Source organism: Pseudomonas sp. FG98 (assembly GCF_057808595.1).
In genome coordinates, this window is sequence record NZ_JBMDIJ010000042.1 from 1 (window position 1) to 16647 (window position 16647).

Consider the following 16647-nt stretch of genomic DNA (forward strand, 5'->3'; position numbering starts at 1 on the left):
GTTGTTGCCGCATAACTGGCTGCCGTTACGCAACCTGTAATGCCCGTTCGCTTACCAATGAGCTTTTTGAATCCCCGGTCATCCAAGCTGCGATGGGCGACAACAAACCACGTGTGCAAGCTCGTTTGCGTCAGTGGGGTCAAGACTGGCGCCAGCTGTGGAAGGCTCGTAACCAGGAACACATGATTCGTGAATTGGATGCTTGTTCAGATCTTCTTGCTCACGTCGAATCCCGTGAGCTGAACGATGAGCAAGCCAGGGCCGTGGTTTGCTTTGACAACAGGGTTCAACTGATTGCCTCTGCCGGTTCTGGTAAAACTTCTACGATGGTTGCCAAGGCGATTTATGCGGTTCACCGCGGCTTCGTGGCTCCGTCTGAAATCATCATGCTGGCTTTTAACAAGGATGCAGCTCAAGAGCTTGAAGAGAGGGGAGCACAATCGCTAGCACGTCTCGGCATGGTTGGCGTCACGATCAACGCCATGACGTTTCACTCGCTAGGGTTGAAAATCATCGGCGCAGCGACAGGCAAGAAACCTAGCGTACCCAAGTGGGCCACCAAAACAGAGCTTGGACTGGAAAAGCTGGGTGAAATCGTCGACGCGCTCAAAGACAGCTCGAATGAGTTTCGTACCAAGTGGGATCTGTTCCGTTTGGTCTTCGGCCGAGATCACTCGACGGCGCCTCTGAGGGATGTGGCAGAGGCTTTCGACAGAGACGGAGAGGCACGACTGGTAACACTCAATGGCGAGCACGTGGCTAGCCAAGAAGAACGACTGATTGCCAACTGGTTGTTCTACAACGGTGTCCAGTACGCTTATGAGCGGCCTTACGAGCACGATACCGCAACCGCCGATCACAGGCAGTATGTACCTGACTTCTACTACCCGCAGCTGAACCTCTACCACGAGCATTTTGCGTTCGACGCTGACGGCGAAGCACCTGCACATTTCGCCAACTATGCGGAAGGAGCTGCCTGGAAACGGAAAACCCATGCCGAGTTTGGCACTCAGTTGATCGAGTCGACTTCACATCAATTGAGAACAGGTCAGATATTCGCGCATCTTTCGCATGAGCTGACTTCGCGAGGTGTTGTGCTTGACCCTAATCCTGATCGCCCAATCCCGGATTTTGGTCTGGTACCCCTTGAGCATATTGATCTGGTGAAGGTGCTCCGATCGTTCATCTCCCACTACAAGAGCAATAGCCTCACTGCGGAAAAATTGTACGAACGTTACGACGCTCTCCCTCTGAGTGTCTTCAAATACCGATACAAAATGTTCCTGGAGCTCGCAGTCCCTGTGATTGAGGGTTGGGATGCAGCCCTGAAACAAGATCGCGGGATTGATTTCGAGGACATGATCAACCTGGCTGCAGATTGCCTTGAACGAGGTTACCAGTCGCCATACCGCTTGGTCATGGCAGATGAGTACCAGGATGCGTCTCGTGCTCGTGCGCGGCTTTGTCGGGCATTAGTGCAGAAGCCTCACAATCATCTGTTTGCGGTAGGTGATGACTGGCAGTCCATCAACCGATTCGCCGGCGCCGATGTGAGTGTCATGACAGGGTTCGTCGATTGGTATGGCCATGGGGAGGTCTTCCGACTTGAGAAAACCTACCGATGCCCTCAAGCCATCTGTGATGCCTCAAGCCAGTTTGTAGCTAAAAACCCGGCTCAATTGCAGAAAACGGTGATCTCGGTAACGGAGTCGGTCGGCCCCGTTTTTCAGGCATTTCAGCTAAGGGGTAGGGATCAGGTTCGGAATGGCATACGACAGTCTCTTGATGACCTCTACCAACGGCTTTCGACCGGAGATCTACCAGGAGCTACCGACAGATTGATCTCTGTATTCGTATTAGGACGGTACAGATCCGATGCGCAGTACGTGCCCGAGGGATGGCAGCAGCGTTACGGCAGCAGGCTGGAAATCAGGTTCAAAACCATCCATACATCCAAAGGCGACCAGGCTGATTATGTTCTGCTTCCTGGGATGATGGTTGGCGGATTCCCGAGCCTGAAGGGCGATGACCCAGTATTTGGGCTAGTCATGCCTGAAGGTGACACCTACCTCCACGGCGAAGAGAGGCGGCTTTTTTACGTTGCTATGACTCGCGCACGCAGGTCGGTCGCAATGTTCACAGTGTCAGCTAGAAACTCGCCGTTCCTGACTGAGTTGGTGAAGGATGGAGTGGTGACCGTTACGGATATCAAGGGTGAGCCGATTCAGGAGGAGCGTTGTCCGGTCTGTGACCATGGCGTAATGCTCCTGCGTACTGGCAAATTCGGCGATTTCAAATCTTGCTCAGGCTATCCTCGGTGCAAACATAAGCCGAAGATACCGAAGGCCAAGGCTTTCAAGAAAGCTGGGTTCAGTCGTAGGCCATAGTCTTTACAGCATCTGGCTGTCGAACAACGAAACGGCGTATTCGGCGAAGCTCGGATTATGGCCTAGCTTGAATCAGCGAGTCGGATCTTCCTGGTTTGCTGAGTTCGAGCCTTAAAGCGAGAAAAGTTGGAGGTTACGGATGAAGCGAGATTTCGTGAAAATCTATGAAGACAGCCTACCGCTGTCCCAACAGGCCGTTGACGCCTTACGGCGTTACCACGAGGCCATGGCTGAGGGTCTCCCCGCAGTGGAAGTTGAGGCGCTCCGAGTAGAGGCCGAACGACTTTTCCAGGCGGTCTCGGATTACCAGCTCAGGGAAATGGGGGTGCAGTCTCCCACGCTGCAGTGATGACCAGGGCAGGGGAGACCTTGATGAGATGGATCAACTGCGTCGGCTTCAATAGCGTGACACGCTGGCACCTTTTCAATTTGCAGGCACAACATATAGGGTCTAGAGTCAGAATTATACACTGCATATGGTGCCATGTATGAATCGACAGCTCATCGAACGCGAAGCAAATGATCTGCTGAGGACTATCTGGAGGGATAGGTTTCACCTCTGGCCTGATCAGGAGATTTCGGCCCTGCAGGCCAGAGATCCTCGGATGGCAGCTCTCATCTATGGCTTCGAGTATCACGAGCTGCCCAATCTTGGCGACCCCATGTTCATCCAGCGCGGGGTTGGGCCGCGGATCGCAGGCCTGATTGACCGCCAGGCAAACCGTATTGCTATCTCAAGGGAGTTTCCGGAGCACGTTCAGCTGTTCACCGGGGCTCACGAAATCGGGCATCTGATCATGCATAAGGGGGAGGTTATGCATCGCGACCGCGCTCTGGATGGCAGCCCCCTGTCCCAACCTCGAAGCGCAGAAGAGCGCGAAGCTGACCATTTTGCGGCTTGCTTTGTGATGCCGGGCAAGCTGGTAACGGAGGCCTTCAACCGGCAATTCCTCTGCTCTGGGCAATTCCAGTTTAATGACACCACTGCCTTCCATGTCGATCCAAGCCAGATGCATCACTTGATCTACGCATCTCGGGACTCACTAGATCGCGAACTTGCCCTGGCAAGATGCCAGCGGTTCAACGGCAACCGCATACTGTCTCTATCTCAGCAGTTCGGGGTTTCGGATTCAGCGATGGCGCTGCGGATCAAAGAGCTCGATCTGATCCGCTGGCCATGATGACTGGCAGCGGATAAAACTCAGCGATCATCGGCGCGGACATCAGGCTGGAGCCTGGTCTGCCTGCGCCAGGCGTTCGTAGATGTAATCCACAGCGAGCCGGGTTTTAGGGATCTGGTAGCGCGATTGCAGGTACAGCATGAAAATTCCGATTTGATCGCTGCGCGTGACGGAAATCGGCTGGTCTAGATCTACAGCGACCAACTCCTCACTCTGTAGGTAATCATGCAAGCTCCACTCAGGGAGCAGCACCATGCCCCGGTGCCGACAGGCCATGGCCAAGAGTGACGCCCCGTCATTGCTGATGAACGCCGGCGTAACCGCAGGGCTGATCCAGTCCTCACCATTGAACCCAACCCATTTGAGTAGGCTGCTCGGGCCGCGGTACAGCAGTGCGAAATGATTGGCCAAGTCTTCAAACGTGTTGGGTGTACCGTGTGCTGCCAGGTAGGCAGGGGAGGCGGCAAGGATGAAGCGATTAGGATCTAGCTGACGCGAAATCACTCGACTCTCTGGCTGAGCGCCACCGCGAATCACGATGTCAAATTGGTCGCCGCCGAGATCCTCCAGTTCGTCACTAAGATGAACGTCGAGCAAGATCCCTGGATAGCGCTCGCTGAAATCCTGGAGCACAGGCATCAGCTTCACTCGGCCATAGCCTGGCATGCAGCTGATACGAAGCGTACCGCTAGGTTTGCTCCCCTGATCCCCTATGAGCTCATCAGCGGCGGCCAGTTGCGTCAGTCCCAAACGAACCTGCGCCAGGTACGTCTTGCCTGCCTCAGTTAGGCTGACGGTGCGAGTTGTTCGGTGAAGGAGTACCGTTCCGATGGACGTTTCGAGCTCGGAGATTCGACGGGATATCGATGAGGCGGGGACGTCGTAGGCTTTGGCAGCCTCGGTGAAGCTAAGCGTATCTGCAACCTTGACGAAGTATTTCAGGGCTCTCAATTTGTCCATCGCCAGGCTCTCAGTCTCTACTGTTTTCTTTTCGACAAAACAATTTGCTGAATTATACGCATTTCACGACCTGCGATGGTTGCTTAGCCTTGAGCCTTCTATCCGCTTGAGGAGAAATGTTGATGCAAGCAAAACTGCAAGCCCAATATGCCCAGCGTGGCCCTGTCCCCGAGGACGTAATTAAAGCCGTTCCTTTTGAGCTTCCTGAGCTCATGGCAGGTGAGGTTCTTGTTGAAGTACTCGCTGCGCCGATCAACCCGAGCGATGTGCTCACGCTTACACGTTTGAGCAGGCGCGCGAAGCGTATGAGCATCTCTCGAAAGGCGCGTTTGGCAAGGTTGTCATCTCCGTAGGTCAGTAACCACGGTTGATCAAAAAAGGAAGCAGCCTCGGGCTTGCTTCCTTTTTTGGGTTGGCACCACACCCTCTGAATTTTGATCGATCAGATGGATGGCGAAGTGCCACCTAAGGGGTGAGTTTCAGTATAATCCGCAATCCCCTCCAGGGCGGGGCTAACGGCCAGAGACATAGCCATAGCGCACCATGATGCAGCGCCGCAGTTGGCGCGATGAACTCGATTAAGGACAATTCGATGTACGTAGGTTTTGAGTTAAACCAGTATTCCCACCTGTCACGACCTGATAGGGATCAGCTTAAAGCGTTCCGAGAGCAAGGGAAGGGGCGGTACAATAAGCTGTCTAACTACTTAATTGGCGTATTTGAGAACAAAGAAGTCATCGACGCACAAAAAATCGCTGAACACATTTTTCCCGATCAAGATGCCGATGTTTTCCTGTCTCACTCACATGCGGATGAGGACAAGGCGATCGAGTTGGCTGTTTCGTTAGAAGCAAGAGGGCTGCGTGTCTTTGTTGATTCTTGTGTCTGGGGGTACTTTCATGATCTCCTTCATGACCTGAGCGAAATCTACGCTGACCCCACGCGTGAGCGCGATCGCACAATTTATAACTATCGTAACGCTATAGATTTGGCCGCTGGGGTTCACATGATGTTGACTGGTGCTCTCCATAAAATGATTCACCGGTCTGAGCTGTTCGTCTTCCTTAATACGACCAAGTCAATTCCTCTTGAAGACTATCAGGAGTTTGATCGCACGTTTTCACCGTGGATTTATTCGGAACTTCAGTTTAGCTCGCACGTGGGAAACGAAACACCGAAGAGGCGTTTGACCCCCGCCTTTGAATCTTACGATAGTACTCGAAGCCTCATCAAATCAACCGCTTCAGTAAAGTCAGATGCACTGCTTGCATTTAAAGCGTTTAATCGCCATCTGCCGAAGGTCAGTGGTGAGGACATGCAAGAGTGGTACGGTATTTGGCAGAAGCGGAGTGAAACGCTTACCCGCGCCGAAGTGGCGTTGGATTCTTTGTATGAGAGCCTATCACTCGAAGACCGGTTCACAGACCTGAAACGCAGGACAGGGCGGAGCGAGGTTAGCACGTACTAACATAGCGCACCTGATTCAGGGCCTTGGGCTCAACCCTGGACTCAAACACCCAATCCATCGTCGTTTGTGATAACTGTTGAGCTCTCAGCTTCCCGAAAATGTACAATTCCAGCCTCACGCCAGCGATTGAGCATGAGGCTCTAAGAGTGCTTAGCAGGATACCGTACGGAGATCGAAATGTCGTATTTCACCCAAGCAGAAGCGCGCAAGATAGGTCGGCAAGCCATAGGGGTTAGCCGTAATGCTATTGATGCCATTAAAGGTGCAAAGAAGAATTACAAGGTCAAAGAACAATTCGACATCTTCCTCTCTCACGCCATGGTAGATGCGGAGCTTGTCCTGGGGATCAAGGTTTTGTTGGAGAAGGAAGGCAAAAAGGTCTACGTGGACTGGATCGATGACCAGGATATGGAGCGCAATCACGTTACGGCCGAAACCGCGCAAGTCCTGCGCGCTCGCATGCGGCAGTCAGAAAACCTTCTCTACCTAGCCACTGAGAACGCTCCCAAATCCAAGTGGATGCCATGGGAGCTGGGATACTTTGATGGGTACAAGAATGGCGGTGTGGCTGTTCTGCCAGTGATGGACGAGTCGGATTCCCCCTTTGAAGGCCAGGAATACCTGGGACTCTATCCGGTTGTGACAAAAGAAATGGTCATTCAGAGCAACACCAGTCCCGCCCAGGGTCGCGCATTTCGCAGGCCTTACGGTTCACCTGTAAACGTCGGATCCCCATACACCGTTGACTTGCCTGATTTCCCCATTGGAGGGCCAAGGATTTTCTTCTGACTCGTCGGTACTTATGGGCTTGCCACGCTTCTTCAGCCTGGTACCTGTGTAATCAACCTACGAGCATCCGGGGCATGCCTGACGCTATCCGTAGCCTTAGCACAACACTCCGTGGACTACTTGACTGCAGAGCTGAAAGGTGATTTTGACCACGGCGACGTTGGGGCGCTGGAGATCGTAGTTGCAGGTGCCGAAGCGGCCATGCACCATCGCTCAGCACTATTCGAGATGATCGGTACTGTGCGTTACACAGGCCCTCTGATGCATGAAGGGCGGAGTAAAGCGTTAAATGCGGCGCACTGACTTCTACAGCTTGCGACTCTTTGTAGCAGTGGCAGAAGAATCGAGCCTCACTCGGGCGGCAGAGCGAACGCATCTTTCGCTGGCCGCCGTCAGCAAGCGGATCAGTGACATGGAAAACGGATTCGGTACCGCTTTGCTGTACCGACAGCCCAAGGGCGTCACACTGACGCCCGCGGGTCAGTCTCTGCTGCATCACGCCCGCATATTGATTTCTAACGTTGAGCAGATGCACGCTGACTTGAGCGAATTCAGCAGTGGCATCAAAGGACATGTCCGCATCCAGGCGAATGCCTCTGCCACCATTGAGTATTTACCGGAAAGTCTCACACGCTTCAAAGAAGCGTTCCCTGAGGTAAAGATAGACTTGGAGGAGCGCCCCAGTGCTGAGATCGTGCGGAGCGTACGAGAAGGGGCCGCAGACATAGGTGTATACGCCGGCCATGTCGTTGCCGAGGAGCTTCAGGTGTTCAGCTACCGGCAGGATCGTTTGGTCTTGGTTACTCGCTCAGACCATCCGCTGGCTAGTCGAGCCCGTGTCAGGTTTGAGGACACGCTTGACTTTGAGCACATCTGCTTTCAGCAAGACACTGCTCTGCACGCACGCTTGCAAAACTCTGCGATCGATCTGGATCGATCCTTGCGCATCCGGGTGCAACTACGCAGCTTTGAAGCCATCTGTAGAATGATTCACGCCGGAATGGGCATCGGAATTCTTCCGCACCACGCAATCCAGCACCAGTTACCGCAGATGCAATTGAGCAAAGTCGTATTTGATGAGTCCTGGGCACGGCGCGAACTCAGGCTTTGCGTCCGTAGTCGAGATGCTTTATCAGTCATCGCGAGGCAAATGGTCGATCATCTCCTGCAGCACTGAAAAGCCCCCGATCAGGGGGCTGTGGCGTAGTCGCATTCAGTGCAAACGCAGTCGTGGCCTTGAGCGCCCTGACAGCAGATCACCCAGCATCCGGAACATCACTCGTCGCTTCCCAAGAAGAGCAGCTTGGTGCATGCGATACAGGGACATGTAGAACATACGCGCCAGCAAGCCTTCTACGAACGTTGCTCCCGAGAGGTTACCCATCAATGTGCCGACTGCACTGAATGAGGCCAGAGAAACGAGTGTGCCGTAGTCTCTGTACCTGAAGGATTCCAGAGGCTTCCCGGTAAGCTGTCGTTCCAGGTTCTGGGCCAGAAGCTTGGCTTGTTGATGTGCGGCTTGTGCTCGGGGTGGCACTCGCTTGCCTTCACTACCTTCGATAGGGCACGCCGCACAATCGCCGATGGCAAAGACACTCACATCTGAAACGGATTGTAGGGTAGGGTGCACTTCCAGTTGGTTTATGCGATTGGTAGCCAAGCCATCCAGTTGTGCCAGGAAGGCGGGCGCCTTGATGCCAGCCGCCCAGATTGTCAGGTTGACCTGCACACGCTCATTGTCGGAGAGGACGACTTCGCTCTCCGTCACTTCCTGAACAGCTGTTCTCACCAACACTTCGATGCCCAGCTTAACCAGTTCTCTGTGAACCGCCTGACTAATACGCTCAGGTAGGGTCGGCAGAATGCGCTCACTGGCTTCAACGAGGTAAATCTTCAAGGTGCCGCAAGAATTTTTTCGGACACCATAGCCTTGCAGGAGGCGTGCTGCATGCTGAAGCTCAGCGCATAACTCAACACCTGTCGCACCTGCTCCTACCACTGCGAGGCTCAACGGCGTATCGCTGTTGGTGGCGTGGGCATTTAGGTGATGGTTCAGCAGTGTCTGATGCAGTTTCTCAGCTTGGCCGCGACTGTCTAGGAACGCACAGTGCTCATAGACCCCAGGGGTGCCGAAGTCATTGCTTTGGCTACCGACGGAAAGTACCAGCGTGTCGTAAGTGATCGTACGCTCAGGGCTGATCTCCTTGCCACTGGCATCAAGCGTCCTTTCGAGAGTAATCATTTTGGCGTTGCGGTCGATGGCTGACATACGGCCATACTGGAAACTGAAATGGTTCCAACGTGCCTGCGCCACGTAGTTGAGCTCATCGAGCCCTGTATTTAGTGAGCCTGCCGCAACCTCGTGGAACAGCGGCTTCCAGATGTGGGTGAGGTTGGCATCTACGAGCGTGATTTGTGCCCGTCCTGTACGCCCCAGCTGCTTGCCGAGTCGTGTTGCCAATTCCAAGCCGCCGGCGCCGCCCCCTACGATAACAATGTGATGATTTATTTCCGCTGCCACTTAATGTTTGTGGTTAAGCATGCCCGTATAAGAAGCAGTGAGAAATTGAGCATTTAAAAAGGGAGGCTTCGCTAAATGCGAAGCTAATTTCAGCAACGCGCCAAGACCAGGGTCTACCAAGGCCGTGAGCGCGTTGGCGCTCGCATGACCTGGCTGGCTTGCCCTAGCTCGAATCCGTTGGGGAGGTGAGTGATAACATGTAGCGCGAAGTCAATGGAGGACTGAAATGCCAGAGGTTGATGACAGGCTTTTTCAAGCCATGTGTGATCTGTGGAGCATGCGCAGCTCTCAGAATGGAGTTTTTGCAGAACCTGAATTCAAGCGGCTTGAGCAGGTTTGCGCTGATCTGTACGAGGGAGGAGATCGTAATCTTGGGCGTACTTTCGCACTCAATCATGCATTGAGATCTCTTGGCGCCCCGTGCTTACAGACTCAAGGGGGGCCAGGGAACCATTGGCGATGTAGTGGTAGCTGCAAAAGCAATCGATAAAGCCTTCAGGCAGACGCACGCGGGCTACACGCACATCTGTCCGCTTGATTACGCAGAGGACTTGCCATCCCTTGAATTCGGCCCGATCAAGCTTGAGCGATTCAGTGAAGCGGATCTCGAAGCGCTTTTCGATCTGCCCAGGCTCGCCAGGCACTATCCAGACCGCTCGCTCGATGCTGCGCGGCTGTCGCAATTTCACTGGCTTGTGGTCAAGGAAAGTCGGGCTGTCGCGGAAAGCGCCGGGAGGCGAGCATTACCAGATTTTTTCGGGCTCATGGATAGGGACAAGGGCGCTATTGACCCCCACGAAGGCCGCTTTCCCCAAGCGGTTGAGACAGCTTTGTTTTTCCTACTGCTAGCTCCCTGGGAGCGATGGTCAACTATGAACGAGGTAGATTGGCGTGGCTTCCGAGTACCTTGGATTTACACCCGGAACGATGACTTGTTCGTCCCTCCAGCGCCGCCTCCTGGCGCACATACCCTTGCATGGCAGCCGCATATCTACACTAATGAATATGGTGAGTGTGTGGAAACAGAGCGCCCTATCGAGTTCCCACTGACAGCTGCTGCGGAGCGCGAGGTGTCTCAGTTTTGTCAGGCGCGATGGAACAGCTTCCAAACCGCCCTCAGATCCGATCTATTGAAACCACCGATCATGCATTTTTTGGTGAGAGCATTCCTATCCGACGGCATTGATGAGTTCATGGCTCATATGGCGACGATTGAAGCTGCTCTGGGGCTTCATGCTGATCACGATCGTAAAGCCCGGAGTCTTCACCATCCAGGATGGTGGGCGACCAGGCGAGTGGGTGCACGAGTGGCATCGATTCTGGATGATGCTTCAGCTGCCGGCCTGTATACCGAGCTGTTCGATTTGCGGAGCGCCTTCATCCATGGACGCGAGAGTATGGAAAAAATCTCAACGCTCAAGCGTGTTGAAGCACGACGCTTGGCGGCTGCAGTAGCGGCGGCGGTCATTCACTTCGCGAGCCAGGCTAAACAACACAGAGAAAGCTATCTACGGGAGCTGTTGGATAACGGGGTAGACCTGATCACTCAGAATCAGCCAAGCTGATCTGTGTGAGCGTCAACAAAAGTGGCCTGGTATCTTCAAGGTATTAGCCTAGAAGGGAAGCTCTGTTTGCCAGGCAGTCGGCCTGGAAAGTCGGTGCTGCATCCTGGTTGGCGATTTGGTTACCTCGGCAGCGGGTATCAATGCCTTAAGGCCAGGCACGCCTCCATCACGGGCCAGCTCGCGCAGCTCGACCCCTAATTTGTCGAGTAAAGCTGCCGCTGGCTCACCGGTCTCCTCACTAATCGTCAAAGCGAGCAAAGCCAGTGGGGAGAGATCAAGCCGTTCGCTCAGTTGCTCAAGCTTGTCCAGGGTGATGCTGGATTTTCCGCTCTCTAGCTTCGACAGATATGTCCTGCTCGTTGTATCTGCGAATTCACGTTGGGTGATATTCCGCTTGCTGCGCAGCGCACGCAGCACGACAGCAAATGACGACTTCAGCGCCATGAGACGTTCCTCGCATCGAGATGATCATCACGCATGATTCTGGATCTTCCTTGTTGCCCGGATTCCAGCATTTGATGCCTGCGCCCCCTTAACAGCCACTCCAGCGGAGTCGATTTTCACCAATACCAGCACGGTCGATCAAACACGCTCAGTGGTGTGCGAGCACTGTTGAAATATACAGTGCTCGCCTTTATTCTTCCAGGAGAACATTTGTACTCCTATCACATTTAGGAGTCATAGCGCATGCACAACCAAGGCAGCGACACACCGATCGAACCATTTTTCAGCCGCGAAGAGCTTCTTGAGCAACGTTGCGACCTGGTCGAAAGCGAGCTTGCGGAACTAGGGGATGAGCTGCAGGCAAGCCGTGAAAAGATATCGACCCTAGTGGTGATGTGGTCTGGCGTCACAGCTGAGCTACGAGCAGCGGAGGCAAAGCTCATTAAGATGAGCTCTCCGAATCATCATGATCGATCCGGCCTGGGCTAAACGCAGCTAAGCCACCGAAGGAGTTGCTAGCATCGACATACCTCAGCGCAGATTTCATATCTTTCCAGCCGACATAGCTCATGAGGCCCTTGATATCCCAGCCGTTCGCGGACGCCCATGTCGCAAATCCTCGCCGCATCGAATGACTACTGTAGGACTGAGCAGGTATGCCAGCCTCTTCTAAAATACGCCTTAGCAACGGAATGAGACTGGTTGATTTAAACCCTGTCTCGGAAAGGTTGCCCCACCGATCTAGCTTTCGAAAGACGGGGCCTCTGGTCATTCCGGCTACGGTTATCCAGTTGATATACGCCTCCACTGGACACAGCTTTTTCAGAGCAGGGGTATGAAAAGTACTGCCTTGATGATCGCGATCAGCCTTGGTGTAGGGCAGATAGAAGGTGATGCCTATGCCGGCCTCTGCTTGAGTATCTTCGACCTGAAGGCGAGCCAGTTCATCGCTTCGAAAGCCGCGCCAAAAACCGATGAGTAGCAAGGCTGCGTCGCGCCGGTATCTCATAAGTGCACGATAATCCCCCGACTCTATTGCGTCTGCTGCTTTGCTATTCAGCCAGTTGACCGCCTTCTCAAGATGGCGAAGCTGAAGAGGGGCAGCCTGCTTCTGCCTGGTGGGGTGCACAACGCGGATGCCCTTGAGCATCTGGCGAACGTGGGGTGCTTTTGTTGGATCTGGAAAACCTTGGCTTACATGCCACTGAGCTAGCGCAGCCAAACGCTGACGCAGCGTACTGAGCGACAGCGTCTCAGCATACTCCGCAAGGTAGCGGACGATTCCCTCGGCAGTCGCCGGAAGGTATCCACCCCAAGTCACTTCGAAATGCTCAACCGCAGCCCGGTAGCTCTTGCGCGTGTTTTCGCGCGTGCCTGCCGTGAGATACCGCTCGGCCTTGTCCATCACCGTTTTCCTGCCGTCTGTAGGTGCTTTGAGCACAATTCTGAAACATTTTCAGCCATAAGAACACATAACTCTCCATTATTTACTCTTGCTTCTTGTATTTTTTTTGATCATAAAATGAGCTAAGATGTCATGTATGAACGTGTTATGTAACACATTACGAAATAGTGGGAGAGAACATGGCTCGCGGGGGCATTAACAAGGCTTTGGTGCAGAAGGCACGCGCTGCGCTGCTTGCCCGCGGCGTCAATCCCAGCATCGATGCGGTGCGCGTCGAGCTCGGAAATACGGGGTCAAAAACCACCATTTCGCGGTACATGCAGGAGCTGGAGTCCGCAGATGTGCGCCCCCAGGCTCATCCAGATCGCCTAAGTGACGAGCTAACCGCGATGGTCGGTCAGCTACTTAAACGTGTGCTGGAGGAGGGCAACGTAGCCCTGATGCAGGAGAGACTGGCGCATCAGCAAAGCATCGCTGCCAAAGATCAGCGCGTAAGCGAATTGGAAGCTGAGCTCAAGAAAAGCAAGCAGGTCGTAGCTAGTCGAGACGTTGCATTGACGGCCCAGGCTGAAGAGTTGAGAACGTCCCAGTCTTCAGTCCAGGCGGAGATCACACGAAACGCTCGCATCAGCCAAAGCTGCGCCGACCTGGAGCTGCGGATACAAGAGAAAGATGAGCAGGTACAGTCACTGGAGGAAAAGCACGCACATGCCCGTGATGCCATGGAGCATTACCGGTCTGCGATCAAGGAGCAGCGTGAACAGGATCAGCGCCGTCATGAAACACAGCTGCAGCAGATGCAGCAGGAGACCCTGCAACTCCAGCAGGCCCTGATGGTTCGCCAAGACGAGCTCACTCGGCTCAATCGTGACAATGAGCGTCTTCTTGGCGAGGCGCGCCAGCAGAGCAAGCTGGCGCTGCAAAGCCAGGATGCGATCAAGCAGCTAGAAGGGGATCTGGGGCTGGCGAATATGGCTACAGCCAGGGCTGAGGGTGCAAAGGAAATGCTCCAAGAGCAGTTCACGGTCGTGAGAAGCAGCAACGAAATGCTGTCGACCGAGCTCACCGAGCTACGAGCCAAAGCCGCGGCACTTGGCGAGGAATTGTCTGCTGCAAATAAGGCCCTGGAGATTTGCCGCAGTCAGCGACCAGACACGCCTAGCGAATAACGATCACGGGAATGGTGCCGAAGAATTTGTCGTAGCCACCCGCCGCGATCAACCTCAAGATGATTCAGGCGCGGAGGGTGAAGCCTTGACTTGATCCTGCTGGCGCTTCAATTGCTCGGCGACCACGAACACCTTGTCTGCTGGATCCGGACGCTCGCTTTCATAGCCGTTGCGCGCCAAGACCGCGAATGCGTCCTCCACGGCTTTTTCCTTAGGGTTTCGATCTATGAATGACTTCATGGTTGGCAGATCCATCGGGGCAGGTGCGGATAGCTGAATACATTTCGGCCAGCTACGAAAGACAGATTCCCCCTTGGTTAATCACCAAAACCGCCGGGGAGGTGAACCAGGATAGACTTCATGAGGAGCAGAGGCTTGCGATCTGATCCGCTAACCGCCTTCGCAGTCAAGCGACAGCAATTCTCTAGTTCAGGCAGGCATTATGGCTGCGCTTTGGAGTAGCGGGGCAATGAAGCTCGACCCACCAGCACAGGCATCAGCCCCACGTGCGAGTAGGTCGATCAGTGGACAACGACTCCCCCCAGTTGCTACATCTGCAGTGATTCACGCTTACGGTAATAGTGTCGAGGCACATTGAAGCGACTGTAGAGGTTGTCCAGTGTCACGCTTCCTGGGGTACCTGTCGGTTGGTTGACAAGCCAATCACGTAGCAGATCGCCGGCAATTTGAGGGAGGTGATCGTTGAACGCTCTGAAAGCAGTGATATGCTGCACGCTCTCTAGCCCGTAGCTTTCGAAGCCTTTCGTACTGTCCAGTAATACGCCGCTATCCCGCTCCAAAATCCGCTTGGGTGTGACATGCTCTACCTGGAAGCTGAACTGCAGCTCTGAGTAAAGCCAAGGTGAAAATGTTCTCGCTTTGTCATTGAAGACCAAGGGGATGGACTTTTCCGACCGCACAAATATAAAGGTTTCTGCTCGTGCGATCGTACGATGAAGGGCGCCTGCCAGCATCATGTGGACATCGGCATGAATCCGGTGAATGTGGCCATCTCTCGATTCGCCTACCATTGGCCGGGTCTGGGCGATGATCTTGGAGACCAGGTCGCCAAAGAACCCCCACACCGTGGAGTCGACAAAGACCTTCAAGCCGCGTTTACCTAACGCCAATGCCAAATCAATAGCGTTGCGCTGATCAGCATGAGAGTGGGAGAGGAATACGTCGTAATCCCCCACCGGAAAGATCTTCTCCGACAACGCTTCAGCATCAAGGACGACGCGTTCGTTGTATGAGCCGATCATGAACTGCGCGAGATTGTCGATGCGATTTTTGGCTTCATCTATGTAGCTGTCGATACGGTACTCAAAGAAATGATTGGTGGGCTGGTAACGTTCTATTTCGAAACCTAGGTACATCAGAGAATCCCTATTCTGAAAACAGAGGCGCCATTCGGCGCCTCGCCGGTGTTACACCTTGCCAGCCGCTTTCGCAGCTTCCTCAACCCACTTGCCTAGATTTGTCCGGCCATCATGGTTGTTCCACTGGTAGTGCGGAGCTCCCGGAACGCGAAGCCCACAGCATGCTGTCGTGTTGCCCTTGAGGTCGGCGATCTTGCTGATGTCGATGGTCAGGATGCCATTGCCACGCGCAATGCTCTGATCGATCTCGTACTTCACATACTTGCTCTCGTTTGTGGTTGCCCCAACGAGAACGACAGTAACGCTCGTGCCGTGAAGCTGATCGTCAATCCATTTCTTGACGGCGGCCTCGCCCTTTTGTTCGACCTCCTCGAAATCAGCCTTGTCGATGAAGCCAGCCTTCTGATCTGAGGCAATGACGTTGCTGTTACGCACATTCATCGCACGGTGCACATCCTCGTACTGGAAGCTGAAAAATACCTTTCTTGCCATGGTTTATCGTCCTTAGATGAGAGGCAGCAGGCTCGGGGTGACATCGCGCCCAGCTCCTGCAGCAGGGGTGATTTTCTTACCGTGTTCGTACTTCGTCTCGGAATTGACCACTTTCACCTTTCCTCTTGCGCCTTCGAACATTGAGCTAGAGGTTCCGTACCCACGTGCCATTACCCTTGGTGTCAAAGAGGGCGAGGCCAGAGCCGTATTTGTCGAAGTCAATTTTGTTGTAAAGGCTCAGATATTCGTTGCCATGAAAGTGGCCCTGGTTGTCCGAGGTAGGAATGATGGCGATGCGTTCATGAGCTTTTTTCCCGTCAGCGAAACCGATTTCCCAAGGGCACCATCTCGACGCCATGGAGTTCTGAGTCGCGAGGAAGAGAAACCAGTCAGCCTGAACGATTGCAACCTTGATGTTGAACGCAGTTTCACCGTCCGGGATCGCAGGCATCGTGTTGTCCTGCCAATCGATGTAAACGTCCCATCCCGCCTTCTTGAGCATTTCCTGTAGTCCCAAGGCAAGCTGTGCGTCCTGATGGCTGTGACTCAGGAAGGCAGTAGGTTGCCCAGGACGACGGATGGAGTAGGCCTGGGCAGAGCGACTAAAGCTTGTGTTGCGCAAATCTGACTGGCGAATCGGCATAAGGCTTTCCTTGCAGTTGATGGGCAAAATGCCATCTTTCTGAGGTTGCCTCAAGCATGTGCAGTGGGTGGGTCAACCCTTGGGTAGGTTGTGATTTGTAAATGCGCGTAAAGGAAAGCCACGCGCTTAGCGGCCTGGCGCCCAGACAATCATTAGCGGTGATAATCGGCCTGCGACCAAAGTATTAGAGCCTTGCTAGCGGTTGGCATGGCGGGTCTCTGATGCATTCCCCGAAGAGGCGAAC

17 protein-coding genes and 1 pseudogene are annotated in these 16647 nt (G+C 54.0%); 10 read left to right on the top strand and 8 right to left on the bottom strand.

Going from position 1 to position 16647, the window contains the following annotated elements; all coding sequences use genetic code 11:
- The 3 genes from ACODSK_RS21135 to ACODSK_RS21145 all read left to right on the top strand — a co-directional run.
- Positions 1-2387, top strand: a 2387-nt coding sequence (locus tag ACODSK_RS21135) for a UvrD-helicase domain-containing protein (protein WP_489018884.1), incomplete at its 5' end; no start/stop codon positions are given.
- A 139-nt stretch (positions 2388-2526) separates the two neighbouring features.
- Complete coding sequence (locus ACODSK_RS21140) at positions 2527-2736, top strand: hypothetical protein (protein ID WP_489018885.1); 210 nt, start codon at positions 2527-2529, stop codon at positions 2734-2736.
- Between the two features lie 139 nt (positions 2737-2875).
- Positions 2876-3568: an ImmA/IrrE family metallo-endopeptidase gene (locus ACODSK_RS21145; RefSeq protein ID WP_489018886.1), complete on the top strand. Its 693-nt coding sequence runs from the start codon at positions 2876-2878 to the stop codon at positions 3566-3568.
- Between the two features lie 42 nt (positions 3569-3610).
- Here the strand turns inward: ACODSK_RS21145 and ACODSK_RS21150 are convergent, their stop codons facing one another.
- Entirely contained in the window at positions 3611-4528 is a 918-nt protein-coding gene (locus ACODSK_RS21150; protein WP_489018888.1) for a LysR family transcriptional regulator, read from the bottom strand.
- A 271-nt stretch (positions 4529-4799) separates the two neighbouring features.
- On the opposite strand from ACODSK_RS21150, the pseudogene ACODSK_RS21155 reads away from it, so the two are divergent.
- The 4 genes and pseudogenes from ACODSK_RS21155 to ACODSK_RS21170 all read left to right on the top strand — a co-directional run.
- Positions 4800-4889, top strand: a pseudogene (locus ACODSK_RS21155) (zinc-binding dehydrogenase); the annotation flags it as partial.
- 231 nt (positions 4890-5120) lie between these two features.
- Positions 5121-5996, top strand: a complete 876-nt coding sequence (locus ACODSK_RS21160) for a hypothetical protein (protein ID WP_489018890.1) — start codon at positions 5121-5123, stop codon at positions 5994-5996.
- A 177-nt stretch (positions 5997-6173) separates the two neighbouring features.
- On the top strand, positions 6174-6785 hold the full coding sequence (locus ACODSK_RS21165; RefSeq protein ID WP_489018891.1) for a toll/interleukin-1 receptor domain-containing protein: 612 nt from the start codon (positions 6174-6176) through the stop codon (positions 6783-6785).
- Between the two features lie 289 nt (positions 6786-7074).
- Positions 7075-7962: a LysR family transcriptional regulator gene (locus tag ACODSK_RS21170; RefSeq protein ID WP_489018893.1), complete on the top strand. Its 888-nt coding sequence runs from the start codon at positions 7075-7077 to the stop codon at positions 7960-7962.
- A 36-nt stretch (positions 7963-7998) separates the two neighbouring features.
- On the opposite strand, the gene ACODSK_RS21175 is transcribed toward ACODSK_RS21170, so the two are convergent.
- Entirely contained in the window at positions 7999-9294 is a 1296-nt protein-coding gene (locus ACODSK_RS21175) for an NAD(P)/FAD-dependent oxidoreductase (RefSeq protein ID WP_489018952.1), read from the bottom strand.
- A gap of 476 nt (positions 9295-9770) precedes the next feature.
- Here ACODSK_RS21175 and ACODSK_RS21180 point away from each other — a divergent pair, with 476 nt between their 5' ends.
- Positions 9771-10871, top strand: a complete 1101-nt coding sequence (locus ACODSK_RS21180) for a hypothetical protein (protein ID WP_489018895.1) — start codon at positions 9771-9773, stop codon at positions 10869-10871.
- Positions 10872-10919: 48 nt separating this feature from the next.
- Here ACODSK_RS21180 and ACODSK_RS21185 read toward each other — a convergent pair whose 3' ends face one another.
- Positions 10920-11315 (bottom strand): helix-turn-helix domain-containing protein, encoded by a 396-nt coding sequence (locus ACODSK_RS21185; protein ID WP_489018897.1) that lies wholly within the window; start codon positions 11313-11315, stop codon positions 10920-10922.
- Positions 11316-11558: 243 nt separating this feature from the next.
- Here ACODSK_RS21185 and ACODSK_RS21190 point away from each other — a divergent pair, with 243 nt between their 5' ends.
- Positions 11559-11804, top strand: coding sequence for a hypothetical protein (locus ACODSK_RS21190; protein WP_489018898.1), 246 nt, complete (start codon positions 11559-11561; stop codon positions 11802-11804).
- Here the strand turns inward: ACODSK_RS21190 and ACODSK_RS21195 are convergent.
- Complete coding sequence (locus tag ACODSK_RS21195) at positions 11758-12720, bottom strand: tyrosine-type recombinase/integrase (protein ID WP_489018900.1); 963 nt, start codon at positions 12718-12720, stop codon at positions 11758-11760. The two genes, ACODSK_RS21190 and ACODSK_RS21195, sit on opposite strands and share 47 nt — an antisense overlap.
- Positions 12721-12899: 179 nt before the next feature.
- On the opposite strand from ACODSK_RS21195, the gene ACODSK_RS21200 reads away from it, so the two are divergent.
- Positions 12900-13889, top strand: a complete 990-nt coding sequence (locus ACODSK_RS21200) for a DNA-binding protein (RefSeq protein WP_489018902.1) — start codon at positions 12900-12902, stop codon at positions 13887-13889.
- Between the two features lie 54 nt (positions 13890-13943).
- On the opposite strand, the gene ACODSK_RS21205 is transcribed toward ACODSK_RS21200, so the two are convergent.
- The 4 genes from ACODSK_RS21205 to ACODSK_RS21220 form a co-directional block, all read right to left on the bottom strand.
- Positions 13944-14129: a hypothetical protein gene (locus tag ACODSK_RS21205; RefSeq protein WP_489018904.1), complete on the bottom strand. Its 186-nt coding sequence runs from the start codon at positions 14127-14129 to the stop codon at positions 13944-13946.
- A 308-nt stretch (positions 14130-14437) separates the two neighbouring features.
- Positions 14438-15265 carry a hypothetical protein gene (locus tag ACODSK_RS21210; protein ID WP_489018905.1) on the bottom strand — a complete coding sequence of 276 codons (828 nt, stop codon included), beginning with the start codon at positions 15263-15265 and terminating at the stop codon, positions 14438-14440.
- Positions 15266-15316: 51 nt separating this feature from the next.
- A complete protein-coding gene (locus ACODSK_RS21215) occupies positions 15317-15760 on the bottom strand; it encodes a TIR domain-containing protein (RefSeq protein ID WP_489018907.1) in 444 nt (147 codons plus the stop codon).
- Positions 15761-15905: 145 nt separating this feature from the next.
- Positions 15906-16403 (bottom strand): toll/interleukin-1 receptor domain-containing protein, encoded by a 498-nt coding sequence (locus ACODSK_RS21220; RefSeq protein WP_489018909.1) that lies wholly within the window; start codon positions 16401-16403, stop codon positions 15906-15908.
- Positions 16404-16647: the final 244 nt, after the last annotated feature.